Origin of the sequence: Massilia sp. CCM 8734, from assembly GCF_011682155.1 — a bacterium.
GTDB lineage: Bacteria > Pseudomonadota > Gammaproteobacteria > Burkholderiales > Burkholderiaceae_D > Telluria_A > Telluria_A rubra.
Genome location: NZ_WHJI01000012.1, coordinates 41281 through 68065 on the forward strand (window position 1 = coordinate 41281; position 26785 = coordinate 68065).

Annotated in this window: 23 protein-coding genes; 17 read left to right on the forward strand and 6 right to left on the reverse strand. The window is 63.3% G+C overall.

Translation table 11 applies throughout. The features are described 5' to 3' along the window. Positions 1 to 54 precede the first annotated feature (54 nt). The 3 genes from F2P46_RS13205 to F2P46_RS13215 all read right to left on the reverse strand — a co-directional run bounded on the left by F2P46_RS13205 (position 55) and on the right by F2P46_RS13215 (position 3034). A complete protein-coding gene (locus tag F2P46_RS13205; protein WP_166890045.1) occupies positions 55 to 1125 on the reverse strand; it encodes a hypothetical protein in 1071 nt (356 codons plus the stop codon). After that, positions 1125 to 2189, reverse strand: coding sequence for a hypothetical protein (locus F2P46_RS13210; protein ID WP_166890047.1), 1065 nt, complete (start codon positions 2187 to 2189; stop codon positions 1125 to 1127). The genes F2P46_RS13205 and F2P46_RS13210 overlap by 1 nt, the downstream gene beginning before the upstream one ends. Positions 2190 to 2272: 83 nt before the next feature. After that, positions 2273 to 3034 carry a DeoR/GlpR family DNA-binding transcription regulator gene (locus tag F2P46_RS13215; protein WP_166870955.1) on the reverse strand — a complete coding sequence of 254 codons (762 nt, stop codon included), beginning with the start codon at positions 3032 to 3034 and terminating at the stop codon, positions 2273 to 2275. A 144-nt stretch (positions 3035 to 3178) separates the two neighbouring features. On the opposite strand from F2P46_RS13215, the gene glpD reads away from it, so the two are divergent. From glpD to F2P46_RS13280, 13 genes are all read left to right on the forward strand, one after another. Next, positions 3179 to 4705, forward strand: a complete 1527-nt coding sequence (glpD, locus tag F2P46_RS13220; protein ID WP_166890050.1) for a glycerol-3-phosphate dehydrogenase — start codon at positions 3179 to 3181, stop codon at positions 4703 to 4705. A gap of 51 nt (positions 4706 to 4756) precedes the next feature. Beyond that, positions 4757 to 5857: an ABC transporter ATP-binding protein gene (locus F2P46_RS13225; RefSeq protein ID WP_166890053.1), complete on the forward strand. Its 1101-nt coding sequence runs from the start codon at positions 4757 to 4759 to the stop codon at positions 5855 to 5857. Continuing rightward, entirely contained in the window at positions 5858 to 6952 is a 1095-nt protein-coding gene (locus F2P46_RS13230; RefSeq protein ID WP_166890056.1) for an ABC transporter ATP-binding protein, read from the forward strand. Between the two features lies 1 nt (position 6953). Next, complete coding sequence (locus F2P46_RS13235) at positions 6954 to 7823, forward strand: carbohydrate ABC transporter permease (RefSeq protein WP_166890059.1); 870 nt, start codon at positions 6954 to 6956, stop codon at positions 7821 to 7823. Continuing rightward, entirely contained in the window at positions 7820 to 8620 is an 801-nt protein-coding gene (locus tag F2P46_RS13240; RefSeq protein WP_166890062.1) for a carbohydrate ABC transporter permease, read from the forward strand. The genes F2P46_RS13235 and F2P46_RS13240 overlap by 4 nt, the downstream gene beginning before the upstream one ends. Position 8621: 1 nt before the next feature. After that, the gene (locus F2P46_RS13245; RefSeq protein WP_166890065.1) at positions 8622 to 8906 is read left to right on the forward strand and encodes a DUF2160 domain-containing protein; all 285 of its coding nucleotides are present in this window, start codon (positions 8622 to 8624) and stop codon (positions 8904 to 8906) included. A 64-nt stretch (positions 8907 to 8970) separates the two neighbouring features. Further along, complete coding sequence (locus F2P46_RS13250; protein WP_166890068.1) at positions 8971 to 10695, forward strand: ABC transporter substrate-binding protein; 1725 nt, start codon at positions 8971 to 8973, stop codon at positions 10693 to 10695. Positions 10696 to 10835: 140 nt separating this feature from the next. Beyond that, positions 10836 to 12320 carry a glycerol kinase GlpK gene (gene glpK / locus F2P46_RS13255; protein WP_166890332.1) on the forward strand — a complete coding sequence of 495 codons (1485 nt, stop codon included), beginning with the start codon at positions 10836 to 10838 and terminating at the stop codon, positions 12318 to 12320. Positions 12321 to 12386: 66 nt separating this feature from the next. Beyond that, entirely contained in the window at positions 12387 to 13121 is a 735-nt protein-coding gene (gene ubiE, locus F2P46_RS13260) for a bifunctional demethylmenaquinone methyltransferase/2-methoxy-6-polyprenyl-1,4-benzoquinol methylase UbiE (RefSeq protein ID WP_166890071.1), read from the forward strand. 10 nt (positions 13122 to 13131) lie between these two features. Further along, on the forward strand, positions 13132 to 13734 hold the full coding sequence (locus tag F2P46_RS13265; RefSeq protein WP_166890074.1) for a Tim44-like domain-containing protein: 603 nt from the start codon (positions 13132 to 13134) through the stop codon (positions 13732 to 13734). Positions 13735 to 13838: 104 nt separating this feature from the next. Beyond that, a complete protein-coding gene (locus tag F2P46_RS13270; RefSeq protein ID WP_166890077.1) occupies positions 13839 to 14513 on the forward strand; it encodes an SCP2 domain-containing protein in 675 nt (224 codons plus the stop codon). Beyond that, on the forward strand, positions 14513 to 16081 hold the full coding sequence (gene ubiB, locus F2P46_RS13275) for a ubiquinone biosynthesis regulatory protein kinase UbiB (protein ID WP_166890080.1): 1569 nt from the start codon (positions 14513 to 14515) through the stop codon (positions 16079 to 16081). The genes F2P46_RS13270 and ubiB overlap by 1 nt, the downstream gene beginning before the upstream one ends. Positions 16082 to 16094: 13 nt before the next feature. Further along, entirely contained in the window at positions 16095 to 16691 is a 597-nt protein-coding gene (locus tag F2P46_RS13280) for a methyltransferase domain-containing protein (RefSeq protein WP_166890083.1), read from the forward strand. Between the two features lie 85 nt (positions 16692 to 16776). On the opposite strand, the gene F2P46_RS13285 is transcribed toward F2P46_RS13280, so the two are convergent. After that, positions 16777 to 17760, reverse strand: coding sequence for a peptidylprolyl isomerase (locus F2P46_RS13285; RefSeq protein ID WP_166890086.1), 984 nt, complete (start codon positions 17758 to 17760; stop codon positions 16777 to 16779). 142 nt (positions 17761 to 17902) lie between these two features. On the opposite strand from F2P46_RS13285, the gene F2P46_RS13290 reads away from it, so the two are divergent. The 4 genes from F2P46_RS13290 to nudB all read left to right on the forward strand — a co-directional run bounded on the left by F2P46_RS13290 (position 17903) and on the right by nudB (position 21262). Further along, positions 17903 to 18241 carry an FmdB family zinc ribbon protein gene (locus tag F2P46_RS13290; protein ID WP_166890088.1) on the forward strand — a complete coding sequence of 113 codons (339 nt, stop codon included), beginning with the start codon at positions 17903 to 17905 and terminating at the stop codon, positions 18239 to 18241. A 41-nt stretch (positions 18242 to 18282) separates the two neighbouring features. After that, positions 18283 to 18918, forward strand: coding sequence for a DUF502 domain-containing protein (locus F2P46_RS13295; protein ID WP_166890091.1), 636 nt, complete (start codon positions 18283 to 18285; stop codon positions 18916 to 18918). Between the two features lie 30 nt (positions 18919 to 18948). Further along, positions 18949 to 20745: an aspartate--tRNA ligase gene (gene aspS / locus F2P46_RS13300; RefSeq protein ID WP_208296618.1), complete on the forward strand. Its 1797-nt coding sequence runs from the start codon at positions 18949 to 18951 to the stop codon at positions 20743 to 20745. A 67-nt stretch (positions 20746 to 20812) separates the two neighbouring features. Then, on the forward strand, positions 20813 to 21262 hold the full coding sequence (gene nudB / locus F2P46_RS13305; protein WP_166890097.1) for a dihydroneopterin triphosphate diphosphatase: 450 nt from the start codon (positions 20813 to 20815) through the stop codon (positions 21260 to 21262). 40 nt (positions 21263 to 21302) lie between these two features. On the opposite strand, the gene F2P46_RS37635 is transcribed toward nudB, so the two are convergent. Next, positions 21303 to 23291: a calcium-binding protein gene (locus tag F2P46_RS37635; protein WP_306667690.1), complete on the reverse strand. Its 1989-nt coding sequence runs from the start codon at positions 23289 to 23291 to the stop codon at positions 21303 to 21305. Between the two features lie 254 nt (positions 23292 to 23545). Beyond that, the gene (locus tag F2P46_RS13330) at positions 23546 to 26650 is read right to left on the reverse strand and encodes a calcium-binding protein (RefSeq protein WP_166890100.1); all 3105 of its coding nucleotides are present in this window, start codon (positions 26648 to 26650) and stop codon (positions 23546 to 23548) included. Positions 26651 to 26785: the final 135 nt, after the last annotated feature.

Sequence of the window (26785 nt, forward strand, 5' to 3'; positions counted from 1 at the left end):
CGCCCAGCTATTTTTTCGCTTCGACTCCCCAAGTCCGACAGGCTGCCTAGGTGCCTAAATACCGTCGTAGCGCGCGATGAGCATGTCGCAGTGGTGCGCACACATGTGCGGCATCTCCTGCTGCCAGAGCGCCTCCGCTTCGGCAATCCGGCCGCTGGCCTTGAACGACAAGGCCATGTAGGCGCGCAGTTCGCGGCAAGTGAAGTCGATCAGCGGACTGTTATAGCGCCGTAGTTCGGCGTACACCGATTCGAACTGCGCCAGCGCGGCATCGTGCTTGCCGTCGACTTGCAGGAGCAGTGCCCGCACCACGCGCAAGCCGGCGGCATACAAGGCGGAGCAGGCGTTCGGCTCGATGCCGGCGCTCAGGCGCCTGGCGTCGTCGTAGTCGCGTGTATAACGCATCAAGGACCACGCCAGGTCCAGGCGCGCCTCGATGCTGTTGCCGCTGACGACGAGCAACTGGCGCTGGATGTCGATCTGCTTGGCGCGCTCGCCTACGGTGTCGTGGATGGCCTGGAGCTGCGTCAGGTAGGCGACAAGATCGGCATCGCCGGCATGCCCCGTGAACAATGCCAGCCCCTCGTCGATCCGCCCAAGGCCCGCCAGCAGCTTGGCTTGTTCGGCGTCGAGCATCATGGCCGAGATGCCCGCCGGTTTCGCCATGCGCAAGATGCCCAGCCACCACAGGCCGCGCGCAAACGAGCGGTTGGCCCTGGCCAGCAGCACCTGCTGGTAGGCCGCCGCCGGCAGCGACGCCATGAAGATGAGCACGATGGCGAGCAACAGCAGGGCGGCGCCTGTCCACACCAGGAACGACAGGGCGAACCACAATCCGGCGATCAATGCGAGAAGTCCCGGCAGCCACGTGATCCAGCCGCGCAGCGACGCCTTGACCATCATGAGCGCGAGCGAGCTATAGGCCGAATCGATCATCGCGGCGGCGATCTTCGGGTCGTCGCTGCCGCGCAGGTCGGCGTGCAGGAGGTCGTCGTTACGGATGCGGATGCCGGTGTGGCCGCTGCGCGTCAACTGCGCGTGCGCTTCGGCGACGCTGAGCGCGGCCACGGTGGCTTTCGTGACGCGGCCATCAGGGCCGATCGCCTCGTACAGATATTTTTTCACTATGCCGCCAGCGCCTGCGGCGGCACGCCGGCCGACTGCATTGCGCCGGCGCGCGCATAGATGGCGGCCGCCACCGGCGAGCTCAGTTTCACCACAAGGCGACGCCGGTCGGCGGTCGGGAGCTGCTCGTTGAGGCCCTCGAAGATCTCCAGCGGTCCCAATTCCTGGGCCTTGAGCTGCACGCCCAGGGCATCGAGCGAGGGATACTCCGCCAGCGTGGCGAGGACGTCGTCGGGATGCATGCCCGCGTGAATGACGATCAGTTGCGGCTCCAGCCGCGACCAGGTATCGACCGTCAGTTTGAGCTTGCGCCTGGTGTTGTCAAGCAGTGCCGCCTGCACGGACTCGCGCCAGGCCATCTGGTTCATTTCCAGCGCGTGGTCGAGCTGCTGGCCGTGCAAGGTGTCGGCGGCGCCCTGCGCGGCGGCGTGCGATTTGATTTCGGCCAGGGTCGGAGCGGCCTTGAGCTGGTGATCCATGCGCGCCGAATGCACGCGTTCGAACAGCACGATCAGGTTGTTTACGTCGAGCGCGCGTCCTTCCGCGGTGGAGGCAAACGCTTCGACCGCCGCGCGCCACGACGGGTTGGGCTTCGGTTCGACCGTCAAGGTGGCCACGCGCATGGCGCGCGCAGCCGGCGCGCCGCTCAGCACCCCCACCGTGCCGCCGCCGGAAAGCTTGAGGAATTCGACGAACGGGCGCATGCCGCGCTGCAGGCCCACCAGGCCGACGATCTTGTTGTCCGGGTGCTGGCCGATGATGTACACGCGCCCGTTTTCATCCGACGCGAAAGTGCCGATCAGTTTCATGCGGTGGTTGGTCATGCCCGACCAGAGTTTTTTCATCTCGGCGTAGGCGGCGGCATCTTCTTCGCCGATGTATTCACGTCCCAGCGGCTGCACGCGCAGGCGCACGCGCGCCGTTTGCTCCACCAGATACGGTGCGTACAGCTTGAAATCGCCGGCCAGCCTGCTGACTTGACTGCGCTGCAGGTAGAAGTAACCAGCCGCCACGGCGCCGGCCACGATCGCAAGCACCGCAATAATCATCAGAAAAGTCAACATGCTCATTCGCTAACAAAACAGGGGGAGACAGGGTAACATCAATCATCCCCCAAAAACCGCCAGCGGCCCAGCGCTCAGGTCGGTTATTGCGCAATTACAACATTAACCTTGGCTTCGCGCAGCACGCGGGCCAGGGCCTCGGGCGGTTTGGCGTCGGTGAACAGCACGTCGATCTGCGAGGCGTGCGCCATGCGCATCAGGGCCTGGCGGCCGAACTTGTCATGGTCGGCCACCAGCCACACGGCGCGCGACTGTTCGATGATGGCCTGCGCCACCTTGACCTCGCGCGGGTCGAAGTCGCGCAGGGTGCCATCGGGCTCGATGCTCGAAATGCCGATGATGCCGATATCGACCTTGAACTGGCGGATGAAATCGATGGTGGTTTCGCCGACGATGCCGCGATCGCGCCCGCGCACCACGCCGCCGGCCAGGATCACTTCGCAGCCCGGGCTGTCGCACAGGATGGATGCCACATTCAGGTTATTGGTGACCACGTGCAGTCCCTGGTGATGCACCAGCGCGCGCGCCACTTCTTCGGTGGTGGTGCCGATATTGATCAACAGCGAACAGTGCGACGGCACCTGCGCCGCCACCGCGCTGGCGATGCGGCGCTTGGCGTCCACGTTGAGCACCTGGCGGTCGCTGTAGTCGATGTTCTGGACCGACGAAGGCAGGCCCACGCCGCCGTGGTAGCGCGCCAGCAGGCCCGCTTCTTCCATCAGCTTGACGTCGCGCCGCACGGTTTGGGGCGTCACTTCCAGCTGCTGCGCGAGCGCTTCGAGCGACACCGTCACCTGCTGGCGCACGGCGTCGAGAATGCGGCGCTGGCGTGGATTGAGCGTCATGTGGGCTCCTGTAAAAGCGTTAAATTTATCACAAACGAACTAAAACGAAAACAAACACATAAATTGTTGTTTCATTTTTTTCGTTCTTGTCGTATTGTTTATCTTTGCAGTGTTTCCAGAATCCCCAATTGAAGCGAGAGCGGCATGGACAAGGCGGGCAATATCGCGTGTGATGTATTGGTGGTCGGCGGCGGCGTGAATGGCGCCGGCATCGCCCGTGACGCGGCCGGGCGTGGCCTGTCCGTGGTCCTGTGCGAGAAGGACGACCTGGCCTCGCACACCTCGTCGGCGGCCACCAAGCTGATTCACGGCGGCCTGCGTTACCTGGAGCAGTACGAATTCGGCCTGGTGCGCAAGGCGCTGATCGAACGCGAAGTGCTGCTGCGCGCCGCCCCGCACATCATGTGGCCGATGCGCTTCGTCACTCCGGTCGACAAGGGCCAGCGCCCGGCGTGGATGATCCGCGCCGGCCTGTTTTTGTACGATCACCTGGCGCGGCGCGAACTGCTGCCCGGATCCGAAGGCATCGACTTGCGCCGCCATGCGGCCGGCGCGCCGCTCAAACCCGACTTTACGCGTGGTTTTGTGTATTCCGACGGCTGGGTCGACGATGCGCGCCTGGTGGTGCTCAACGCGATCGACGCCGCCGCCAAAGGCGCGCACGTGTTTACCCGCACCGCCTGCGAGTCGGCGCGGCGCGAGGGCGAGCGCTGGGAAGCGCGCTTGCGCCGTGCCGACGGTTCGGCCATGGATGTCAGTGCGCGCTGCATTGTCAACGCCGCCGGTCCCTGGGCCTCGCGCTTTTTACAGGGGACCAACCCGGGGCCGGCCGACAAGTCGGTGCGCCTGATCAAGGGCAGCCATATCGTGGTGCCGCGCCTGTTCGACCATCCCTACGCCTACATCTTCCAGCACCCGGACGGGCGCGTGGTGTTTGCCATTCCGTACGAGCAGGACTTTACCCTGATCGGCACCACCGACCTCGAATACCATGGCGACGCCGGCAAGGTCGAAATCGACCAGGCCGAAATCGACTACCTGTGCGCGCTGTCGAGCCGCTACTTCAGTAAACCCATCACGCCGGCCGACGTGGTGTGGAGCTACTCCGGCGTGCGCCCGCTGCTCGACGACGAGTCGAGCGACGCCTCCGACGTCACGCGCGACTACACCTTCGAGCTCGATGACAAGGGCGCACCGATGCTCTCCATCTTTGGCGGCAAGATCACCACCTTCCGCAAACTGGCCGAGCAAGCCGTCGACCTGATCGCACCAAGGCTGGGCAACAGCCATGGAGCTTGGACCGTCAACGCCTGCCTGCCCGGCGGCGACGTGCACGGTCCGCTGCCGGACAACCGCAGCGTGCTCGAATTCGACCGTTTCGTGGCCGACCTGCAGAAGCAGTACGCGTGGCTGCCGGCGGCGCTGGTGGCACGCTACGCGCGCGCCTACGGCACCCGCATCCACCTGGTCATCGACCAGCGCAGCAGCATCGCCGCCATGGGCGCGCAGATCGTGCCCGGCCTGTTCGAGGCCGAAGCGGTGTACTGGATCGATCATGAATGGGCCACCACGGCGACCGACATGCTATGGCGCCGTTCCAAACTGGGCTTGCATCTGCCCGCCGACGCGGCCGTCGCAGTCGATGCCTGGATCACCGAATTTCGCAAGTAGAACAAGCAAATCCCGCGACAGGGATGCAGTAGCAAGAAAAGGGGAGATGAAATGCAGCTGGCATTGGAAAACGTGAGCACGAAGTATGGGGCGCAGGATCACCTGTACCCCATGTCGCTCGAACTGGTACCCGGTACCATCAACGTCCTGCTGGGCACCACGCAGGCCGGCAAAACCTCGCTGATGCGGGTCATGGCGGGCCTGGACCGGCCCACGCACGGCAAGGTGATCGCCGGCGGCAAGGACGTGACCGGCCTGCCGGTACGCCAGCGCGACCTGGCGATGGTGTACCAGCAGTTCATCAACTATCCGTCGTTCACGGTGTTCGATAACATCGCCTCGCCGCTGCGCATCAAGCGCGTGCCCGAGGCCGAGATCCGCACCCGCGTGGCGAGCATGGCCGAGCGCCTGCATATCTCGGCGCACCTCGACAAGCTGCCGGCGCAGCTGTCCGGCGGCCAGCAACAGCGCACCGCGCTGGCGCGCGCGCTGATCAAGGAATCGGCCCTGCTGCTGCTCGACGAGCCGCTGGTGAACCTCGATTACAAGCTGCGCGAAGAATTGCGCAAGGAGCTAGGCGCCCTGTTCGCGGAAGGCAAAACCACCGTCGTCTACGCCACCACCGAGCCGCTCGAAGCCTTGCAGCTGGGCGGCCACACGGTGCTGCTGCACGAAGGGCGCCTGTTGCAGCATGGCGCCACGCTCGATGTGTTCAACGCGCCGAACTCGGTCCAGAGCGCGCGCACCTTCAGCGACCCGCCGATCAACCTGATCCCGGCGACCGTCGGCGTCGATGGCATGGCCCGGGTGGCGGGCGAGCTGTCGATTCCCCTGAACGACGCCCAGCGCCGCCAGGCCGCGCAGCACGGCGAGGTGGTGCTCGGCCTGCGCGCCCACAGCCTGCGCGTCGCGCCCCTGCATGCCGACGATTTTCCGATCCAGGCCCAGGTCGAACTGGCCGAGATCAGCGGTTCCGAAACCTACGTCCACCTGCAGCGCGGCCCGATCGGGCTGGTGGCGCAACTGACCGGCGTGCATAACCTCGACCTCGGCGTGCCATGCACCGTGTACCTGCGCCCGGACGACCTGTTCGTGTTCGCACCCGGCGGCGCCTTGCTGTTTGCGCCGCCGCAGATCCAGGAGGCAGTGTAAATGGCCCGCATCGAACTGCCCGACCTGGCGCATGCCTACAAACCGAACCCGCAAAGGCCCGAAGACTACGCCCTGCGCCCGATGAACCTGACCTGGGACGACGGCGGCGCCTATGCGCTGCTCGGCCCATCCGGCTGCGGCAAGACCACGCTGCTCAACATCATCTCGGGCCTGGTGCGCCCCTCGCACGGACGCGTGATTTTCGACGGCAAGGATGTCACCGACCTGCCGCCCGAGGCGCGCAACATCGCGCAGGTGTTCCAGTTCCCCGTCATCTACGACACCATGACGGTGTTCGACAACCTGGCTTTCCCGTTGCGTAACCGCGGCTGGAAAGAAGCGGAGGTGCGCAAGCGGGTCGAACACATCGCAGGCATGCTGGAACTGTCCGCCGACCTGAAACAGCGCGCCAGCGGCCTGGCGGTCGACGCCAAGCAAAAGATCTCGCTCGGCCGCGGCCTGGTGCGGCCGGACGTGGCGGCGGTGCTGTTCGACGAGCCGCTCACGGTGATCGACCCGCACCTGAAGTGGCTGCTGCGCCGCAAGCTCAAGGAAATCCATCACGAGCTCAAGCTCTCGCTGATCTACGTCACCCACGACCAGGTCGAAGCGCTCACGTTCGCCGACAAGGTGGTCGTGATGACCCAGGGCGAAGTGGTGCAGACCGGCAGCGCGCAGGAACTGTTCGAGGAGCCGGCGCATACGTTTGTCGGCTACTTCATCGGCAACCCCGGCATGAACCTGCTGGCCTGCCCGGTGCGCGACGGCCGCGCCTATTTTGGCACTGACGCCGGCGTTGACGGCATTGCGCTGCCGGCCAAGGCACAAAGCGCGCTGGCCGGCGGCGCGGCCGTTACCATCGGTATCCGTCCGGAATTCGTCGAATGCGTCGCCGCGCAGGCAAGCGACACCGTGGCCGCCGTGGTGGCCAGCGTGCGCAACATGGGCACGCACTTCATGGCCGATTTTTCCGTGGGCGAGCATACCGTCACGGCCAAGCTGCGCGCTGCCCCGGCGCGCGCCGGCGAAGCGGTGTGGCTGCGCTTTCCGCCCGAGCGCACTCTTTACTACGTCAACGACAAGCGGGTGGCCTGACATGAAAACCTATAACAACCGCGCCTGGCTGCTGGTGCTCCCGGTGATCATCTGCGTGGCCTTTTCGGCCGTGCTGCCCCTGATGACGATCGTGAACTACTCGGTGCAGGACATTCTCAGCCCGACCAACAGTGTTTTTGTGGGCACCGAATGGTTCAAGATGATCATGCGCGACAGCGAACTGCATGGCGCGCTGGTGCGCCAGCTGGGCTTTTCGATGGCGGTGCTGTTGATCCAGCTCCCGCTCGGCATCCTGATCGCGCTGACCATGCCGGCGGCCGGCTGGCGCGCTTCGCTCGCGCTGGTGCTGATCGCACTGCCGCTCTTGATCCCGTGGAACGTGGTCGGCACCATCTGGCAGATTTTCGGCCGCGACGACATCGGCCTGATGGGCAATACCATTAACCGCATGGGCATCAGCTACAACTACACCGGCAGCGTGGTCGATGCCTGGGTGACGGTATTGGTGATGGATGTGTGGCACTGGACGCCGCTGGTGGTGCTGCTGGCCTACGCCGGCCTGCGCTCGATCCCGGACGCCTACTACCAGGCGGCGCGCATCGACGGCGCTTCGCGCTTTGCGGTGTTCCGTTACATCGAACTGCCGAAGATGCGCAACGTGCTGATGATCGGCGTGCTGCTGCGCTTCATGGACAGCTTCATGATCTACACCGAACCGTTCGTGCTGACCGGGGGCGGACCTGGCAACGCCACCACCTTCCTGTCGCAGTACCTGACGCAAAAAGCCGTGGGCCAGTTCGACCTGGGTCCGGCCGCCGCGTTCTCCTTGATTTACTTCCTCATCATCCTGCTGTTCTGCTTTGTGCTGTACAGCTGGATGCAACGTCTCGGCACGGGAGAGTCCAAATGAAGCGCATCTCGACACCGCTGCTGGTGTTCTACCTGGTGCTGGCGATGCTGCCTATCTACTGGATGCTGAACATGTCGTTCAAGACCAACGAAGAAATCACCGGGGCGCTCACCTTGTTCCCGCGTGAATTCACGCTGGCGAACTACCGCACCATCTTCACCGACCCGTCGTGGTACAGCGGCTACATCAACTCGATGATCTACGTGATGATGAACATGGTCATGTCGGTGTCGGTGGCGCTGCCGGCCGCGTATGCGTTTTCGCGCTATTCGTTCATCGGCGACAAGCACCTGTTTTTCTGGCTGCTGACCAACCGCATGACGCCACCGGCGGTGTTCCTGCTGCCGTTCTTCCAGCTCTATTCCACGGTCGGCCTGATGGATACCCACCTGGCCGTGGCGCTGGTGCACATGCTGTTCAACGTGCCGCTGGCGGTGTGGATCCTGGAAGGCTTCATGTCCGGCATTCCGAAAGAGATCGACGAGACGGCCTACATCGACGGTTACAGCTTCCCGCGCTTCTTCTTCAAGATCTTCCTGCCGCTGATCAAATCGGGCGTGGGCGTGACCGCCTTCTTCTGCTTCATGTTCAGCTGGGTCGAACTGCTGCTGGCGCGTACCTTAACGTCGGTGGACGCCAAGCCGATTACCGCCATCATGACGCGCACCGTGTCGGCCGGCGGCATGGACTGGGGCGTGCTGGCGGCGGCCGGGGTACTGACCATCGTGCCGGGCGCGCTGGTGATCTGGTTCGTGCGCAATCATATTGCCAAGGGCTTTGCGATGGGGAGGGTGTGAGATGGAAAACTTGTTTTCATGGATGGCGTGGTCGCCGCCGGTGGCGATTTTCTTCAGCTGCATCGGCCTGATGCTGGCCGGGATGACGATCTGGCAGGTGCGTTCGCCGTCGATCGAACGGCGCGGCTTTTTGCCGATGGCGACCACGCGCGGCGACCGTTTGTTTATTGGCCTGTTGACGGCCGCGTATGTTAACCTCGCGTGGGCGGGCCTGTCCGATCTGCATCAGGGTTTCGGCGCGGCGATCGGCTTTGTGGTGTTGTTGATTGTGATGCGCTGGGGCTGAAGCGGGCAGCGGCGCACGGGTGGGGTACTTTCTTAACGATGTACATATAAAAAAAGGCGGAGACATGAAACTGAAAATGACACTGATGGCGGCGGCATTGCTGGCCACGGCGAGCGCTTGGGCCGACACCAAGGAAGCCGAAAAATGGATTGGCCAGGAATTCCAGCCTTCCTCGCTGTCGAAGCAGCAGCAGCTCGACGAAATGAAATGGTTCATCGACGCCGCCGCCAAGCTCAAGGCCAAGGGCATCAAGGAAATCAGCGTGGTCTCCGAAACGATCGATACCCACGTCTACGAGTCGAAGGTGCTGGCCAAGGCCTTCGAGGAAATCACCGGCATCAAGGTCAAGCACGACATCATCCAGGAAGGCGACGTGGTCGAGAAGCTGCAGACCTCCATGCAGTCCGGTAAAAGTATTTACGACGGCTGGGTGTCGGACTCGGACCTGATCGGCACCCACTACCGCTACGGCGCGATCATTCCGCTGTCGGACTACATGGCAGGCGAGGGCAAGGCCTTCACCAACCCGGGCCTGGACCTGAAGGACTTCATCGGCGCGAGTTTTACCACCGCGCCGGACGGCAAGCTGTATCAGCTGCCCGACCAGCAGTTCGCCAACCTGTACTGGTTCCGCGCCGACTGGTTTGCGCGCAAGGACCTGAAAGACAAATTCAAGGCCAAGTACGGCTACGAGCTGGGCGTGCCGCAGAACTGGTCGGCATATGAAGACATCGCCGAATTCTTCACCAACGATGTGAAGAACATCGACGGCAAGAAGGTGTTTGGCCATATGGACTACGGCAAAAAGGATCCGTCGCTGGGCTGGCGTTTCACCGATGCCTGGCTGTCGATGGCCGGCGCCGCCGACAAGGGCATTCCGAACGGCCTGCCGGTCGACGAATGGGGCATCCGCGTAGCGGCCGACAAGTGCACGCCGGTCGGTGCGGCGGTGGCGCGCGGCGGGGCCACCAATTCGCCGGCGTCGGTGTTCGCGCTGACCAAGTATGTCGATTGGATGAAGAAGTACGCGCCGCCGCAGGCGGGCGGGATGACGTTCTCGGAGTCCGGCCCGGTGCCGGCGCAGGGCGAAGTGGCGCAGCAGATTTTCTGGTACACGGCGTTCACCGCGTCGATGATGAAACCGGGCCTGCCGGTGGTGCAGGCGGACGGCAAGCCGAAATGGCGCATGGCGCCGTCGCCGCACGGCCCGTACTGGAAAGAGGGCATGCAGAACGGTTACCAGGACGTCGGCGCGTGGACGTTCTTCAAGTCGACCCCGCCGGACCGGCGCGCGGCGGCGTGGCTGTATGCGCAGTTCGTCACGTCCAAGACGGTGTCGCTCAAGAAGTCGATTACCGGCCTGACGTTTATTCGCGAGTCCGATATCAAGCACGAGTACTTCACCAAGAACGCGGATAAATACGGCGGCTTGATCGAGTTTTACCGCAGCCCGGCGCGGGTGGCGTGGAGCCCGACCGGGAACAACGTGGCCGATTATCCGAAGATGGCGCAGCTGTGGTGGAAGAACGTGGCCACTGCGGTGAGCGGCGAGAAGACCCCGCAGGCAGCCATGGATAACCTGGCCGAGGAGATGGATGCGGTGATGGCGCGCCTGCAGCGCGCGGGGATGCAGAATTGTCCGCCGAAGCTCAATCCGAAGGTCGATCCGGCCACGTATTTGAGCGACAAGGCCGCGCCGTGGAAGAAGCTGGCCAACGAGAAGCCGAAGGGCGAGACGATTGCGTATGACGTCTTGCTCAAGGCGTGGAAGGAAGGGCGGGCGCGTTAAACGGTAAGCTACGTCCGTCTTCCCTCGAACCTCAAAACCGTCATCCCCGCGAAGGCGGGGATCCAAGTTCGTGCCGTAGCGACCGAGCTAACTTGGGTTCCCGCCTTCGCGGGAACGACGGCTTTACCAGCGACCCCAGCATGACCAAATTCATTCTCGCCATCGACCAGGGCACCACCAGTTCGCGCGCGATCCTGTTCGATCGCGCCGGTCACATTCACGGCGCGGCGCAGCAGGAGTTCCGCCAGTTCTTCCCCCAGCCCGGCTGGGTCGAACACGACGCCAACGAAATCTGGCAGTCGCAACGCGCCGTCATCGACGACGTCCTGCGCACCAACAAGGTGCCGGCCACCGACATCGCCGCCATCGGCATCACCAACCAGCGCGAAACGACCGTCCTCTGGGACCGCGCCACCGGCGAACCCGTCGCCCCCGCCATCGTCTGGCAGGACCGCCGCAGCACGCCCTGCTGCGAAGCCCTGCGCGAGGCCGGCCACGAAGCGCTGTTCCAGCAAAAAACCGGCCTGGTGCTGGACGCCTATTTCTCCGGCCCCAAACTGAAATGGCTGCTCGATAATGTCCCCGGCGCGCGCACGCGCGCCGAGAAAGGCGAACTGGCTTTCGGCACCGTCGACAGCTGGCTGATCTTCAAAATGAGCGGCAAGCACCTGACCGACCCCAGCAATGCTGCGCGCACCCTGATGTTCAACATCCACACGGCGCAGTGGGATGATGAACTGCTGGCCCTGCTCGACATTCCCGCCGGCCTGTTGCCAGGCGTGGTGGCCAGCAGCGGCGTGGCCGCGCACACCGATGCCAGCCTGTTCGGCGTGGCGCTGCCGATTGCCGGCATCGCCGGCGACCAGCAGGCCGCCACCTTCGGCCAGGCTTGCCACAGCCCCGGCATGGCCAAGAATACCTACGGCACCGGCTGCTTCATGCTGATGCACACCGGGCAGGCGGCCAAGATGTCGCAGAACAAGCTGATCAGCACGATCGGCTGGTCGCTCCCAAACCAGACCGATTACCTGCTCGAAGGCAGCGTCTTCATGGCCGGCGCCGCCATCCAGTGGTTGCGCGACGGCCTCGGCATCATCGCGCACGCCGACCAGGTCGAGGAACTGGCCCTGGCGGTGCCCGACAACGGCGGCGTGCTGTTCGTGCCCGCCTTTGCCGGCCTCGGCGCGCCGCACTGGGACGCCTACGCGCGCGGCACCATGGTCGGCATGACGCGCGGCACCAACAAGTCGCACATCGCGCGCGCCACCCTGGAAAGCATCGCCCTGCAAAGTGCCGACGTGCTCGACGCCATGCAAGCCGACGCCGCCATGCCGCTGACCCAGTTGCGCGTCGACGGCGGCTGCGCCCGCAACGACCTGCTGATGCAGTTCCAGGCCGATATCCTGGGCGTGCCGGTGGTGCGTCCGGTGGTCACCGAAACGACGGCGCTGGGCGCGGCCTTCCTGGCCGGGCTGGCGGTGGGTTTCTGGGCCTCGCAGGAAGAAATCGCCGCCCAGTGGCAGATGGAGCGCCGCTTCGAGCCTGCCATGGCGGCCGATGAGCGGGTGCAACGGATGGGCGAATGGCGGCGCGCGGTGGAGCGCTCGCGCGCCTGGAGCCAATAGGAAACGCATAGCGTACCGCTGCCGTTCGTCGCTTGTATAATGCACGCAGACAAACGGCAGCCTACTATGACAAACAGCACACATTTCGGTTACAAAACGGTCTCCGAGGACGACAAGGTCCACGAAGTGGCCAAGGTGTTCCATTCGGTCGCATCGAAGTACGATGTGATGAACGACCTGATGTCGGGCGGCTTGCACCGGCTCTGGAAAACCTTCACCATCGCCAACGCGGGCGTGCGCCCGGGCTTCAAGGTGCTCGATATCGCCGGCGGCACGGGCGACCTGGCCAAGGCCTTTGCGAAACAGGCCGGCAAGACCGGCGAAGTCTGGCTCACCGACATCAACGAATCGATGCTGCGCGTCGGCCGCGACCGCTTGCTCGACAAGGGCCTGATCACCCCGACCCTGCTGTGCGACGCCGAAAAGCTGCCGTTCCCCGACAATTACTTCGACCGGGTCAGCGTGGCTTTTGGTTTGCGCAACATGACCCACAAGGACCAGGCGCTGGCCGAAATGCAGCGCGTGCTGAAACCGGGCGGCAAGCTGCTGGTGCTGGAATTTTCCAAGGTCGCCGCGCCCCTGCAAAAGCCGTACGACGTGTATTCGTTCTCGGTACTGCCGTGGCTGGGCCAGAAAATCGCCGGCGACGCCGACAGCTACCGCTACCTGGCCGAGTCGATCCGCATGCATCCGGACCAGGAAACCCTCAAGACCATGATGGAAACGGCCGGCCTGGAGCGGGTCCAGTATTTCAATTTGACGGCCGGGGTGGCGGCGTTGCACACGGGTATCAAATTCTAGGAACGGTACGATGAAAAAATTTGTTGCAAGCACGCTTTTCGCCCTGAGCGCGTTCAGCGGCGCGGCCATGGCCCAGCAGGCTCCGGCCGCGGCGTCGGCGCCCACGTCGGAATATCCGCCCACGGTCTACATCGGCGGCGCGGTCATGCTGTTCGGCCTGGCCGGTTTCTTCGGTTACCGCAGCATCCGGCGGCGCGGTGCCGCTGCCAAACCGGCGCCGGCCCCGGTCAGCGCCAAGCCGGCCATTCCGCCCGGCGTCGACACCGGCGCCTTGCTGCGCCAGGCCAAGGCCACCTTCATCCGCATGCAAAAGACCTGGGACAAGGCCGACGCCAACGACCTGCGCCAGTTCACCACGCCGCAGGTGTACGCCGAGCTGCAACCGCAAATGCAGGCGCCCGGCGCCAGCGTGACCGAAGTGGTGGCTATCGAGTCCGAACTGCTGGGCGTCGAGATGGTCGGCGAGAGCTACCGCGCCACCGTCCGCTTCAGCGGCCAGATCCGCACCGCGCCCGGCGCCGCGCCCGAGCCGCTGGCCGAGGTGTGGAATATGTCCAAGCCGGTCAAGGGCGGCGGCGACTGGAAGCTGGCCGGCATCGGGCAGCTTTCCTGATTATTCTTTCTCAAAGTAACAGTGCTGCCGGAAAAGTGCCTGCCGAACTGGTAAGATCAAAACCGCCTTGTTCCCCGGCGGTTTTGTTTTTTAAGCGTGCCCACATGTCACCACCGAACTCGTTTAGTCCCCACTCCGCGCTGATGGCGCCCGCCATCGCCGCAATCAATCATTTGCTGGCGCAGGAAGCGTGGGCCAGGGATGCGCTGGCGCCGCATAGCGGCAAAGTCGCCTGCATCGACGCCAGCGGCATGGCGCTGCGCCTCCTGGTCACGCGCGACGGCATGGTCGAGGTCGCTCCCGCCGAGACGGAAGAGGGCGCCAACGTCACCATCCGGATCAAGCTGGCCGACCTGCCGCTGATCGCCCAGAACCGCGAACGGGCCTTTTCTTACGTCAAGATCGAGGGCGACGCCGAGTTCGCCAATACGATTTCGCAACTGAGCAAGGGCTTGCGCTGGGAAGCCGAACACGATCTCGAACGGGTGGTCGGCCCGATCGCCGCCAACCGCCTCGCCGGCGGTGCCCGCAGCCTGTTCGACGGCGTGCGCGCCTTGCACGGCAAGGTGACTGAAAACCTGGCCGAATACTTCCTTGAAGAGCAGCCCCTGCTGGTGCGGCCGAGCGCCGTCGAGGAATTCGGCGCCGACGTGAACCGCCTGCGCGACGATGTCGAACGCACCGCCAAGCGCCTCGCGCGGCTCGAACACAAGCTGGCGCACCCAAGCGCCGCACCGGATGCGCTCAATGCCGCCGGGCAACAGAAAACGGATCTTTAATGGTATTGAAATTCCTGCGCCTGCTCAAAATTCTCCGGGTCGCGGTCAAGTACGGCCTCGATGAAATCGCCATCTCGGGCCTGAAAGTGCCGCGTACGGCCAAGCTGATCGACAATGTGATTTTCTGGCGCGATATTTCGGCCCCGCGCGGCGTGCGCCTGCGCATGGCGCTGGAAGAGCTGGGCCCGATTTTCGTCAAGTTCGGCCAGGTGCTCTCGACCCGGCGCGACCTGATGCCCTTCGATATCGCCGACGAGCTGACCCATCTGCAAGACCGGGTGCCGCCGTTCAGTTCCGACCTGGCTATTGCCCAGATCACGCGTTCGCTGCGCGCCCATCCGGACGAACTGTTCGCCAGTTTCGACCGCACGCCGGTGGCGTCGGCCTCGATCGCCCAGGTCCACTTCGCCACCCTGAAAGATGGCAAGGAAGTCGCCGTCAAGGTGCTGCGCCCCGGCATGAAAAAATCGATCGACGAAGACGTGGCGCTGATGCACATCGCCGCCGAGTGGATCGGGCGCATCTGGGCCGACAGCAAGCGCCTCAAGCCGCGCGAAGTAGTCGCCGAGTTCGACAAATACCTGCACGACGAGCTCGACCTGATGCGCGAGGCCGCCAACGCCAGCCAGCTGCGCCGCAACTTCGCCGGCTCGAACCTGCTCATGGTGCCCGAGATGTACTGGGATTATTGCGCCAGCAGCGTGATCGTGATGGAACGCATGCACGGCATTCCGGTCTCGCAGATCGACCGCCTGGCGGCCGAGGGCGTGGACCTGAAAAAACTCTCCAGCGATGGCGTGGAGATCTTTTTCACCCAGGTGTTCCGCGATGGCTTTTTCCACGCAGACATGCATCCGGGGAATATCTTGGTCTCGGTGGCGCCGGAAACCTTCGGCCGCTACATCGCGCTCGACTTCGGCATCGTCGGCACCCTGAATGATTTCGACAAAGATTACCTGTCGCAAAACTTCCTGGCCTTTTTCCGGCGCGATTACAAGCGCGTGGCCGAAGCGCACATCGAATCGGGCTGGGCCCCGCGCGAAACCCGCGTCGACGAGCTCGAATCGGCCGTGCGCGCCTGCTGCGAACCGATCTTCGACCGCCCGCTCAAGGATATTTCGTTTGGGCAAATCCTGCTGCGCCTGTTCCAGACCTCGCGCCGCTTCAACGTCGAAGTCCAGCCGCAACTGGTGCTGCTGCAAAAGACCTTGCTCAATATCGAAGGCCTGGGGCGCCAGCTCGATCCCGACCTCGACCTGTGGAAGACCGCCAAGCCCTACCTGGAACGCTGGATGGGCGAGCAGGTCGGCGTGCGCGGCATGGTCGAGCGCCTGAAAGCCGAGGCGCCGCGCTACACCCATATCCTGCCGCAATTGCCGCGCCTGGTGCATCGCGCCTTGCAGCAAGCCGCCGAGCCGTCCACCGTCAACCAGGACTTGCTCAAACTGCTGGTGATCGAACAGCAGCGCACCAACCGCCTGCTCTCGCTGGCGCTGGGCGGGGCCGCGCTGATCGTCGCCGGCGCGACGGTGGCGCTGGTGTACGGGCGCTGGGCCCATCTGTTCTGATGGGTCTGCCCGGATGAATGACTTCGCCAGCCGCGATCCGCAAGCCCCCGCCTTCTGGGACGAGCGCTTCACGCGCGGCGTCACGCCCTGGGACCGGGGCGCGGCGCCGGCCGCGCTGCGCGCCTTTGTCGAGCGCTCCGCGCGCCCGCTGCGCACCCTGATTCCCGGCTGCGGCGCCGCATACGAACTGGCCTGTCTGTGCGAGGCCGGGTGGGATGCCACCGCCATCGATTTTTCGCCGGTGGCGGTGGCGGCCGCCAAGGCGGCGCTCGGGCCGTGGAGCGCGCGCGTGTGCGAGGCCGATTTTTTTACCCATGCTCCGCCAGACGCGCTGGAATTGATCTACGAGCGGGCGTTCCTGTGCGCCTTGCCGCGTGCCATGTGGCCACGGGTGGCCGCGCGCTGGGCCGGCTTGCTGGCGCCGGGAGCCTTGCTGGCGGGATTTTTCTTTTTTGACGATGCGGCCAAGGGGCCGCCGTTCGGCATCAACCAGGCCGCGCTCGATGCGCTGCTGACGCCGTCATTTCACTGTGTGGAAGATGCTGCCGTGGAGGATTCGATTGCCGTGTTCGCCGGCAAGGAGCGCTGGCAGGTGTGGCAACGCAAGTGAACCGTTCCTCCTGAGAGGGAAGAACCGTTCCCCCTGGGAGGGAACGGCCGTGATGCGCGCGCGGCGCGCATCACGCAGTGCTCGCTTACTTCGATGCGGCCGGGGTTGCCGCTGCCGGCTCCGCAGGGGCCGGGGTTGCCGGTGCCGTCTCCACAGGCGGCGCCGCCGGAGCGTTGCCCGACATGACAGGCGTGGACGAATCAGTCTTGATCTTGATGTCGATCTTGGCGTCCGCCTTGAGCTTGTCCAGGTAGGTTTTCATGTTGGTGCGCTGCTGCTGCTGCTTGATCTGTTCCTTGACCTGCTCAAGCGGCGGCGGTGCGATCGGGCGCGAATCTTCCAGCATGATCACGTGGTAGCCGAACTGCGACTTGACCGGCTCTTCGGTGAACTTGCCTTTTTCCAGCTTGGCCACGGCCGCGCCGAACTCGGGCACCATGCTGGCCGGATTGAACCAGCCCAGGTCGCCGCCGTTGACTTTCGAGCCCGGATCCATCGACTTGTCCTTGGCCAGGCCGGCGAAGGCCTTGGCGTCTTTTTTCAGCTTGGCGATGATGCTTTTCGCGTCAGCTTCTTCCTTGACCAGGATATGGCGCGCCTTGTATTCGGTGCCGCCGGCCGAGGTGACCATCTTGTCGTATTCGGCCTTGACCATCGCGTCGGTCACCGGATTGGCTTTCATCCAGTCCTGGATGAAGGCGTTGGCCGTCATCGACTGTTTGATCAGTTCCAGCTGGCGCGTGACGTCCTCGCTCTTGTCCAAGCCCTTCTTGATGCCTTCGTTGGCCACCAGGGTTTGCATGGTCAGGTTGTCGATGATGGCCTTGCGCAGCTCCGGGGTGTCCGGCTGGCCCTGGGCGGTGCGTTCCTTGACCATCATGTCGACCGTGGCAGTCGAAATCACGGTGCCGTTGACGGTGGCGGCAACGCCGGCAGGCGCGGCGGCCGATGCGGCCGGCGTATTCGCCGCAGGAGCGGGCGTGGCCTTGCTTGCATCTTTTGGGCCGCAGGCGGCCAGAGCCAGCGCCGAGGCAGCGCCGATGAGCAGAACACGAGACTTAATCAACATCGTTCAATTTCCTTTTTCAAGTTAGCCCGGCGCATGCCGCGCAGCAGGCACGCATCTTACCATCCCCGTGGCTGGGCATTTATGCTTGCGATCTTGAAAAAGCTTATAATTCAGGGTTTTGACGATTTTTGCGGAGTATTCAATGCCGATTTACGCCTACCGCTGCGATGAATGCGGTTTTGCCAAGGATGTATTGCAGAAGATCTCCGACCCGGTGTTGACGGTCTGTCTGTCCTGTGGCAAGCCTTCTTTCAAGAAGCAATTAACCGCCGCCGGCTTCCAGCTCAAGGGAACCGGCTGGTATGCCACCGACTTCCGCGGCGGCGCCGCGCCTTCGAAAGGGACCGCCAGCGGTCCGGCCGAGGGCGGCGCAGCCGCGTCGGCTAACGCGGGCGCAACCCCGGCCGCCGCACCCGCCGCCGATTCGTCGGCGCCGGCGGCGCCCGCCAAGCCCGCAGCCACCCCCGGCAGCACGACCTGAGCCAAGGGACGCGGTGCGTCCTGCCAATCACCGAGAGCCGAATGCGTAAATATTTCATTACCGGATTGCTGGTCCTGGTCCCGCTGGCGATCACCCTGTGGGTCCTGAACCTGGTCATCAGCACCATGGACCAGTCGCTGCTGCTGGTGCCGGCCCACTGGCGTCCGGCGGCCCTGTTCGGACGCGACATTCCGGGCCTGGGCACGATCCTGACCATCGCCATCGTGTTCCTCACCGGCTTGCTGGCCAATAACCTGGTCGGCAATTACCTGGTGCGCCTGTGGGAACGCCTGCTGCACCGCATTCCCGTGGTCAGTTCGCTCTACGGCAGCGTCAAGCAAGTCTCGGACACCCTGTTTTCCTCGTCCGGCAACGCCTTTCGCAAGGCCGTGCTGCTGCCGTATCCGCATGCCGACAGCTGGACCATCGGTTTCCTGACCGGGGTGCCGGGCGGCGACGTCAAGAACCACCTGGTGGGCGACTTCGTCAGCGTCTACGTGCCGACCACGCCGAACCCGACCTCGGGCTTTTTCCTGATGCTCGAACGCAGCAAGGTCATCGAACTCGACATGAGTGTCGACGCGGCCCTCAAATACATCGTCTCGATGGGCGTCGTCGCCCCCGAGCATTTGCCAACCAAAGAGAGTGCGGCGCTTGTTTCCGCGCCCGTTGAATAACCAACCTAGACTGAAAACACTATGTCCTCCATGCGTACAAACTACTGCGGCCTTGTCACTGAAGAACTGCTGGGCCAAACCGTCAGCCTGTGCGGCTGGGTACACCGTCGCCGCGACCACGGGCAACTGATTTTCATCGACCTGCGCGACCGCGAAGGCCTGGTGCAGGTCGTCTGCAATCCGGAGCAGGCGGAGATGTTCAAGGTCGCCGAAGCGGTGCGTAACGAATACTGCCTGCGCGTGACCGGTGTGGTCACCGCGCGTATCGGCAACACGGTCAACAGCAACCTCAAGTCGGGCAAGATCGAAATCGTCGCCAGCGCCGTCGAAGTGCTCAACGCCTCGGTGCCGGTGCCGTTCCAGCTGGACGACGACAACCTGTCGGAAACGACCCGCCTGACCCACCGCGTGCTCGACCTGCGCCGTCCGCAGATGCAGAACAACCTGCGCCTGCGCTACAAGGTGACGATGGAAGTGCGCAAGTACCTCGACAACCTCGGCTTCATCGATATCGAAACGCCGATGCTGACCAAGTCGACCCCGGAAGGCGCGCGCGACTACCTGGTGCCGTCGCGCGTGAACGCCGGCAGCTTCTTCGCGCTGCCGCAGTCGCCGCAGCTGTTCAAGCAGTTGCTGATGGTCGCCAACTTCGACCGTTACTACCAGATCACCAAGTGCTTCCGCGACGAAGACTTGCGCGCCGACCGCCAGCCTGAATTTACCCAGATCGACTGCGAAACCTCGTTCCTGACCGAACAGGAAATCCGCGACCTGTTCGAAGACATGATCCGTATCGTCTTCAAGAACACGCTCGACATCGACCTGCCGAACCCGTTCCCGGTGATGGATTTTGCGACCGCGATGGGCCTGTACGGTTCGGACAAGCCGGACATGCGCGTGAAGATGGCATTCACCGACCTGACCGAAGTAATGAAAGACGTCGACTTCAAGGTCTTCTCGGGCGCCGCCAACATGGTTGGCGGGCGCGTGGTCGGCCTGCGCGTGCCGCAGGGCGGCGCGATGCCGCGTTCGGAAATCGACGCCTACACCCAGTTCGTGGCGATTTATGGCGCCAAGGGCCTCGCTTACATCAAGGTCAACGAAAAAGCCAAGGGCGCGGAAGGCTTGCAGTCGCCGATCGTGAAAAACCTGCACGCTGACGCACTGGCCAAGATCATCGAGCAAACCGGCGCCGAAGACGGCGACCTGATTTTCTTCGGCGCCGACAAGGCCAAAGTCGTGAACGACGCCATCGGCGCGCTGCGCGTCAAAATCGGCCATTCCGACTTCGGCAAGAAAGCCGGCCTGTTCGACGACGTGTGGAAGCCGCTGTGGGTGGTGGACTTCCCGATGTTCGACTACGACGAAGAAGCCGACCGCTGGACCGCGACCCACCATCCGTTCACGGCGCCGAAAGACGGCCACGAAGACATGCTTGAAACGAACCCTGGCGCCTGTATCGCCAAGGCTTACGACATGGTCTTGAACGGCTGGGAACTGGGCGGCGGTTCGATCCGTATCCACCGTGAAGAAGTGCAGAGCAAGGTGTTCCGCGCACTGAAGATCGATGCCGAAGAAGCCCAGCTGAAATTTGGCTTCCTGCTCGACGCGCTGCAGTACGGCGCGCCGCCGCACGGTGGCCTGGCCTTCGGCCTGGACCGCATCGTGACGATGATGACCGGCTCGGACTCGATCCGCGACGTGATCGCCTTCCCGAAAACCCAGCGCGCCCAGTGCCTGCTGACCAACGCCCCGTCTGAAGTCGACGAGAAGCAACTGCGCGAACTGCACATCCGCTTGCGCAACGCCGAACCGAAGATCGTTTAAACTGAAAAGCACGGTTCGCCGTGCTTTTTTTTGGTCCCGAGCTTTGCCTTGGTTTTTATCACGATTCATGCCCGCTAAAATTCCGGAATCCGTCCTCGTCGTCATCCACACGCCCGCGCTGGAGGTGCTGCTCATCGAGCGCGCCGACAAGCCGGGATTCTGGCAGTCCGTCACCGGTTCGCTCGATGCGCCCGATGAACCGTTGCCGGACACCGCCGCGCGCGAACTGTTCGAGGAAACCGGCATCGTGGCCGACGGCAGCCGCATCGCGCTGCGCGACTGGCATTTGTCGAATGTGTATGAGATTTACCCGGTCTGGCGGCACCGCTACGCGCCGGGTGTCACGCACAACACCGAACATGTGTTCAGCGTGTGCGTGCCGCGCGAGACGCCCATTGTGTTGAGCGCGCGCGAGCACTTGCAGCATGTCTGGCTGCCTCACGTGGAGGCGGCCGACCGCTGTTTTTCATCGTCCAACGCGGAAGCGATTTTGCAACTGCCGCGTCGGCTGAGCTGAGCTGAGCTGAGCTGAGCGGCAGGGCAGGTTTGCCGATGCCTTAGGCGATTGGCATCGTGTTGCCAATCAGTGCTATATCGACCTCCGCCGACGGCGTCTCCAGCCACGCCGCACTGGCCGGGACCGGCGTGGTATCGGCCAGCAGCTCGGCCTTGATGCGTGCCAGATCCCATGTCACGCCATCGGCAAAGCTGATTTTCTGCAGTGGGTTGTACCAATTCGATGTTTCTTGCCATATGAAGCTGTCCACCCGAATCTGGTCGGTGGTGCCGGCGATCTTGATGAGCAGGGCGTGGCCGGCTGCGCTCAGTTGCAGATCGCTGCCAGCAATGCCGGCCTTGAACTGCAGCGTATCGATCGTGGTGGGGATTGACTCCGCTTTGCTGGCCTTGACCGTGTCCTGGCCGTCGCCCTTGCCGAACACGTAGGTATCGTTGCCTGAGCCGCCCTGAAGCTCATCCATTCCCTTGCCACCATCGAGCGTATCGTTGCCGGCCGCGCCATCCAGGGTGTCATTGCCACCACGACCAGTTATCTTGTTGTCAGCTTTGGTGCCGCCAATCATGTCATCAATTTCTGTTCCATTGAACAACTTGGCCTCAATTGCCGGGAGATCCCAGCTGGTGCCATCGGGGAAGGTAATCCGTTGCAAGGTATTGTGGGGATTGGCTGTCGTTCCGTCTGTCAGAAAGGTGGAAAAATGGATCTGTCCACTTCCGTCGAGGAATCTGACCATCAACGTCGTTGCCCCACTCATCAGTTGAATATTGTCGGGAAGTATGCCCGCTTTGAATTGCAGCGTGTTAAATCCATTTCCTATTGAGCTGCTGACGAAATCGACAGTATCGTGCCCGTCTCCATGGCTGTATACATACGTATCGTCGCCCGCTCCGCCTTGGATCCTGTCTCCTCCGGCGCCACCCTCCAGCGTGTCGTTGCCTTCGGCGCCAAAAAGCGAGTCCGCCCCATCCTGGCCGTAGAGTCGGTCGTTGCCCCCTGTGCCATTGAGCGTGTCGTCACCGCTGGTTCCTGCATACAACTTCGCATTGATGGCCGCCAGGTTCCAGCTACTGCCGTCGGCGAACAGGAACTGCTGCAGCGGATTGGTGTAGGTATTGGCAACCGGCAGGGGCACGTAACCATGTGCCGTCACCTGGTCGGTGCCGCCTTTGATCTTGATGATGAGCGTACTCTCGTTCGCCGTCAATTCAATGTCGCTGGGCAGCACGCCTGCCTTGAACGAGAGCGTGTCGACCGAGCCCGTTTGCTGGTCAAGGTCGGTAACGATGGTGTCCTGGCCGTCGCCTTTGCCGAACACATAGGTGTCGTTGCCGGCCCCACCATACAGACGGTCGTTGCCAGTGCCGCCATCGAGGGTGTCGTTGCCGCCGTCGCCGCCGAGAGAGTCGTTGCCGCTGCCGCCGTCGAGGACATCGTTCCCCGTTTTGCCGCTGAGCGCGTCGTCGCCAGCGCGGCCGCTGATGCGATCGTCCAGGTAGGTGCCGTTGCGCGTGTCGGCCAATTCGGTGCCGGCGTACAGGGCCGTGCTGATGGCCGCCAGGTCCCAGGTTGTCCCGTTCGCAAACGCCATTTGCTGGAGTGGATTGGCGGTGTTGCTCATGCTATTGCCGTACAGGAAACCGTCGATCCGCACCTGATCGGTGCTGCCGATGAGATTGATGAGCAAGGAATTACCGCTCATGTCGAATGCGATATCGGCCGGCAGCACGCCAGTCTTGAAGCGCAGGGTGTTGATCTCGCCGAGTGGGCGCACGCCGGCGTCGAATACGATGTCGCGCCCGTCGCCGCGCCCGAAGAGATAGGTATCGTTGCCGCGGCCGCCATCCATGATGTCGTTGCCGGCACCGCCGTCGAGGGTGTCGTTGCCGGCCAGGCCGTACAGCTTATCGGCGCCGGCCAGGCCGTTAAGGACGTCGTCGGTATCGCCGCCGGTAAGGGTGTCGTTGCCCGCAGTGCCGAGATAGGCGGCGGTGACGGAAAGAAGGGCGTCGTGCGTGTTGGTATGCATGTGATTTTCTGGGTTATTGTTGAGCTTGCCGATATGGCTGTCTACATTGTCAATTTTGAGAGAATTGACTTTAAGATAATATCACTCTGGAAATTAATTCCAAATGAAATCTTAACATTTGAATAATTTAAAGGAATACGATCCGACCGGCATGCCCGGCGCCGGCCGGATCGGCGCTCCCGCGACTGCGCGCAGGATGCTCCAGCGGAAACCGGGCGGCAGGGCGCCGGCCAGTTGCCCGCTTTCTGCCAGGCTTACATCACGAACGGCACGGCGAGGCCGACCAGGCCGATGTCCAGTTCGGGCGCCGCCATGCTGGCGAACGACGCCGATGCCGGGGCCGGCGTGCTGTCGGCCAGCAATTCCGCGTTGATCCTGGCCAGATCCCAGCTGACGCCATCGGCGAACTTGATCTGTTGCAGCGGATTGGCCGGATTCGGCGTGCTCGTTTGCGACAGGAAGTTGTAGACCGTCAGCTGGTCGGTGCCGCCGGCGATCTTGATGATCAAGCTGGTGCCCGACTTGCCCAGTTGCAGTTCGCTACCGACGATGCCAGCGTCGAATTGCAGGGTGTCGATCTCGCCCGCTGCCGTGTTATTGTTCCCTGACAGGATGTCCTGGCCATCGCCCTTGCCGAACAGGTAAGTGTCGTTGCCGCTGCCGCCGATGAGCTGGTCGTCGCCGCCGCCGCCCCGGATCGTGTCGTTGCCAGCCTTGCCGTCGATCGCATCGTTGCCGCCCTGGCCATTGATGACGTCGGCCTTGACGGTGCCTCTGATCTCCTCGGCGCCGCCGGTGCCGGCGTACAGCACGCTTTCCACCTTTGCCAGGTTCCATACGGTGCCGTCGGCGAAGCGAATTTCTTGCAGCGGGTTACCGGCGTTGGCGGTATCGTCCTGGGCCAGGAAACTGCCGACCTGGACCTGATCGCTGCCGCCAGCGATCTTGATGAGCAGCTTGTCGTATGACGTTGCCAGCGTGATGTCCGCTGCTGCAATGCCCGCCTTGAACTGCAGCACGTCGACCTTGCCAAGCGAATAATCGTAGGTGGGCATCAAGGTATCGACGCCATCGCCGCGACCGAACAGATAGGTATCGCTGTCGCCGCCGCCTTTGATCGTGTCGTTACCCAGGCCGCCATCGATGGTATCGTTGCCAGCGTTGCCTTCCAGGAAATCATTCCCGCCCAAACCGAACATGATATTGGCATTCGCGGTGCCAGATACGCGGTCCGCGCCGGCGCTGCCGCCGTACAGCTGCGATTCGATCTTGGCCAGGTTCCAGGCGGTGCCGTCGGCAAAGCGAATCTGCTGCAGTGCATTGATGTCGGTGCTGGTATCGTGATTGGGCATGAATTGCTCGACCGTCACCTGGTCGGCGCTGCCCTTGATCTTGACCACCAGGGCGCTGTAGGGCGACGCTTCGAGCAGCACGTCGCCCGGCAGCACGCCTTGCTTGAACTGCAGCGTGTCGACGCCGCCGCGGTTGTAGACGGTGATGTTGTCCTGGCCATCGCCTTTGCCGAACAGGAAGGTATCGTTGCCGTCACCGCCGTTGAGGGTGTCGTTGCCGCTACCGCCATCGAGGGTGTCGTTGCCGCCGCGCCCTTCGAGCCTGTCGGCGCCACCGAGCCCATTGATCAGGTCGGCGCCGCTGGTGCCGCTGATGGTGTCGTCGGCGTCGCTGGTGGCGTTCAGTTTGGCGAGAATGGCGGCGGCGTCCCAGCTTGTGCCGTCATCGAAACGGATTTGCTGCAGCGGATTGAAGGAATTGCCGATATCGTCGCCATTGAGGAAGAAACTGACCGTGACCTTGTCAGTGCTGCCCTTGATGCTGACGATCAGGTCCGACTGGTAGCGGCTCAGGATAACGTCGCCAGTGGCGATACCAGCCTTCAATTGCAGGGTATTGAGCTTGCCTGGCGCAGCATCGTCCACGGCGCGGATATCGTCCTGGCCATCACCTTTGCCGAACAGATAGGTATCGTTGCCGAGGCCGCCATTGATGACATCATTGCCCGTGCCGCCATCGATGGTGTCGTCGCCGCCTTTGCCGTCGATCCAGTCGTTGCCGCCCTGGCCGCTGATCAACTCACCTTTGACCGTGCCTTCGAGGCGGTCGGCATCCTTGGTTCCCGCATACAAGGCAGCTTGCATGGCAGCCAGGTTCCAGGTCGTGCCGTCCGCAAATTTGACTTCCTGCACTGGATTGTAGGGCAGGGCCGGGTCGTTTTGGCTCAGGAAACCCTCGATCGTCACCTGGTCCGAACTATCCTTGAGCTTGAACACCACGCCGCCATAGCCAACCGGGCCCGGGGTGACGATGACGTCACCCGGCAAGACGCCCTCCTTGAACTGGAGCGTGCCGATGCGGCCAGGTTCAAGGCTCCTGCCTGTCGAGATGGTGTCCTGGCCGTCGCCTTTGCCGAACAGATACACGTCCTTGCCGAAGCCGCCCGTGAGGCTGTCGTTGCCCGCGCCGCCGTCGAGCGTGTCATTGCCATCCACGCCATACAGGTCGTCGTTGCCGCTGTTGCCCAGCAGCAGATCGTTATCGTGCCCGCCTTCCAGGCGATCATTGCCCGCGCCGCCATCGAGCGAGTCGCTTCCCGAGGCGCCATACAGCCGGTCATCGCCGGCGCCGCCGTCGAGCTTATCGTCGCCCTCGTCGCCCGACAGACTGTCGTTGCCGCTTGCGCCGGACAATTCGTCGTTGCCGAGACCGCCGATCAGCGTGTCGTCGTCGGCGCCGCCATCGATGGTGTCCTTGCCAGCTTTGCCGTCGAGCAGGTCATTGCCGCCCAGGCCGGTCATGGCGTCGCCCAGATACGTACCGGCGCGCACGTCGGCACTGGCGGTGCCGGCATACAACTTGGCCTGGATCTCGGGAAGATTCCATGTATTGCCGTCGGAAAAGATAATCTGTTGCAGCGGATTGGCGGTGTTGGTAGTGGAGTTTCCATACAGGAAACCATCGACCCGGAACTGGTCGCTGGTGCCGGCGATGTTGATCAGCAACGAACTGCCGCTCATGTCGAAAGCCAGGTCGGACGGCAGCACGCCGTCTTTCAGGCGCAGGGTATTGACTTCGCTCATGGGACGCACATCGCTCATGTAGACGATGTCGCGGCCGTCGCCACGGCCGAACAGGTAGGCATCGTTGCCCAGGCCGCCATTGAGGAAGTCGTTGCCGGTGCCGCCGTCGAGGATGTCGTTGCCGGCCAGGCCGAACAACTGGTCGTTGCCGGCCAGGCCGATCAGGGTGTCATCGGCTGCGCCGCCGTTGAGCGTGTCATTGCCGGCCGTGCCGTTGAGCGGGGTGGTGATTGCAGCGTTGATCGTGGTCGTAGTCAGGGGCATGAATTTCTTTCTGGCGGTGGAGAGGTCGATTATGTGGGGCGGAATTGCTTGGACAGCATGAGGAAGTCAGCGTGTCGCTTGGCATCTCTTCAACTTGTGTACGTGCAGAAATAATATCATCTGGGCAACGACGTC

Bases quoted from the DNA above. Each gene is read 5' to 3' on its own strand.
- F2P46_RS13270 (WP_166890077.1), top strand. From the start codon at position 13,839: ATGTCACCACCGAACTCGTTTAGTCCCCACTCCGCGCTGATGGCGCCC.
- F2P46_RS13240 (WP_166890062.1), top strand. From the start codon at position 7,820: ATGAAGCGCATCTCGACACCGCTGCTGGTGTTCTACCTGGTGCTGGCG.
- F2P46_RS37635 (WP_306667690.1), bottom strand. From the start codon at position 23,291: ATGCATACCAACACGCACGACGCCCTTCTTTCCGTCACCGCCGCCTAT.
- ubiE (WP_166890071.1), top strand. From the start codon at position 12,387: ATGACAAACAGCACACATTTCGGTTACAAAACGGTCTCCGAGGACGAC.
- F2P46_RS13235 (WP_166890059.1), top strand. From the start codon at position 6,954: ATGAAAACCTATAACAACCGCGCCTGGCTGCTGGTGCTCCCGGTGATC.
- nudB (WP_166890097.1), top strand. From the start codon at position 20,813: ATGCCCGCTAAAATTCCGGAATCCGTCCTCGTCGTCATCCACACGCCC.
- F2P46_RS13295 (WP_166890091.1), top strand. From the start codon at position 18,283: ATGCGTAAATATTTCATTACCGGATTGCTGGTCCTGGTCCCGCTGGCG.
- aspS (WP_208296618.1), top strand. From the start codon at position 18,949: ATGCGTACAAACTACTGCGGCCTTGTCACTGAAGAACTGCTGGGCCAA.
- F2P46_RS13285 (WP_166890086.1), bottom strand. From the start codon at position 17,760: ATGTTGATTAAGTCTCGTGTTCTGCTCATCGGCGCTGCCTCGGCGCTG.
- ubiB (WP_166890080.1), top strand. From the start codon at position 14,513: ATGGTATTGAAATTCCTGCGCCTGCTCAAAATTCTCCGGGTCGCGGTC.
- F2P46_RS13225 (WP_166890053.1), top strand. From the start codon at position 4,757: ATGCAGCTGGCATTGGAAAACGTGAGCACGAAGTATGGGGCGCAGGAT.
- F2P46_RS13250 (WP_166890068.1), top strand. From the start codon at position 8,971: ATGAAACTGAAAATGACACTGATGGCGGCGGCATTGCTGGCCACGGCG.
- F2P46_RS13280 (WP_166890083.1), top strand. From the start codon at position 16,095: ATGAATGACTTCGCCAGCCGCGATCCGCAAGCCCCCGCCTTCTGGGAC.
- glpK (WP_166890332.1), top strand. From the start codon at position 10,836: ATGACCAAATTCATTCTCGCCATCGACCAGGGCACCACCAGTTCGCGC.
- F2P46_RS13215 (WP_166870955.1), bottom strand. From the start codon at position 3,034: ATGACGCTCAATCCACGCCAGCGCCGCATTCTCGACGCCGTGCGCCAG.
- F2P46_RS13230 (WP_166890056.1), top strand. From the start codon at position 5,858: ATGGCCCGCATCGAACTGCCCGACCTGGCGCATGCCTACAAACCGAAC.
- F2P46_RS13290 (WP_166890088.1), top strand. From the start codon at position 17,903: ATGCCGATTTACGCCTACCGCTGCGATGAATGCGGTTTTGCCAAGGAT.
- F2P46_RS13330 (WP_166890100.1), bottom strand. From the start codon at position 26,650: ATGCCCCTGACTACGACCACGATCAACGCTGCAATCACCACCCCGCTC.
- F2P46_RS13245 (WP_166890065.1), top strand. From the start codon at position 8,622: ATGGAAAACTTGTTTTCATGGATGGCGTGGTCGCCGCCGGTGGCGATT.
- F2P46_RS13265 (WP_166890074.1), top strand. From the start codon at position 13,132: ATGAAAAAATTTGTTGCAAGCACGCTTTTCGCCCTGAGCGCGTTCAGC.
- F2P46_RS13210 (WP_166890047.1), bottom strand. From the start codon at position 2,189: ATGTTGACTTTTCTGATGATTATTGCGGTGCTTGCGATCGTGGCCGGC.
- glpD (WP_166890050.1), top strand. From the start codon at position 3,179: ATGGACAAGGCGGGCAATATCGCGTGTGATGTATTGGTGGTCGGCGGC.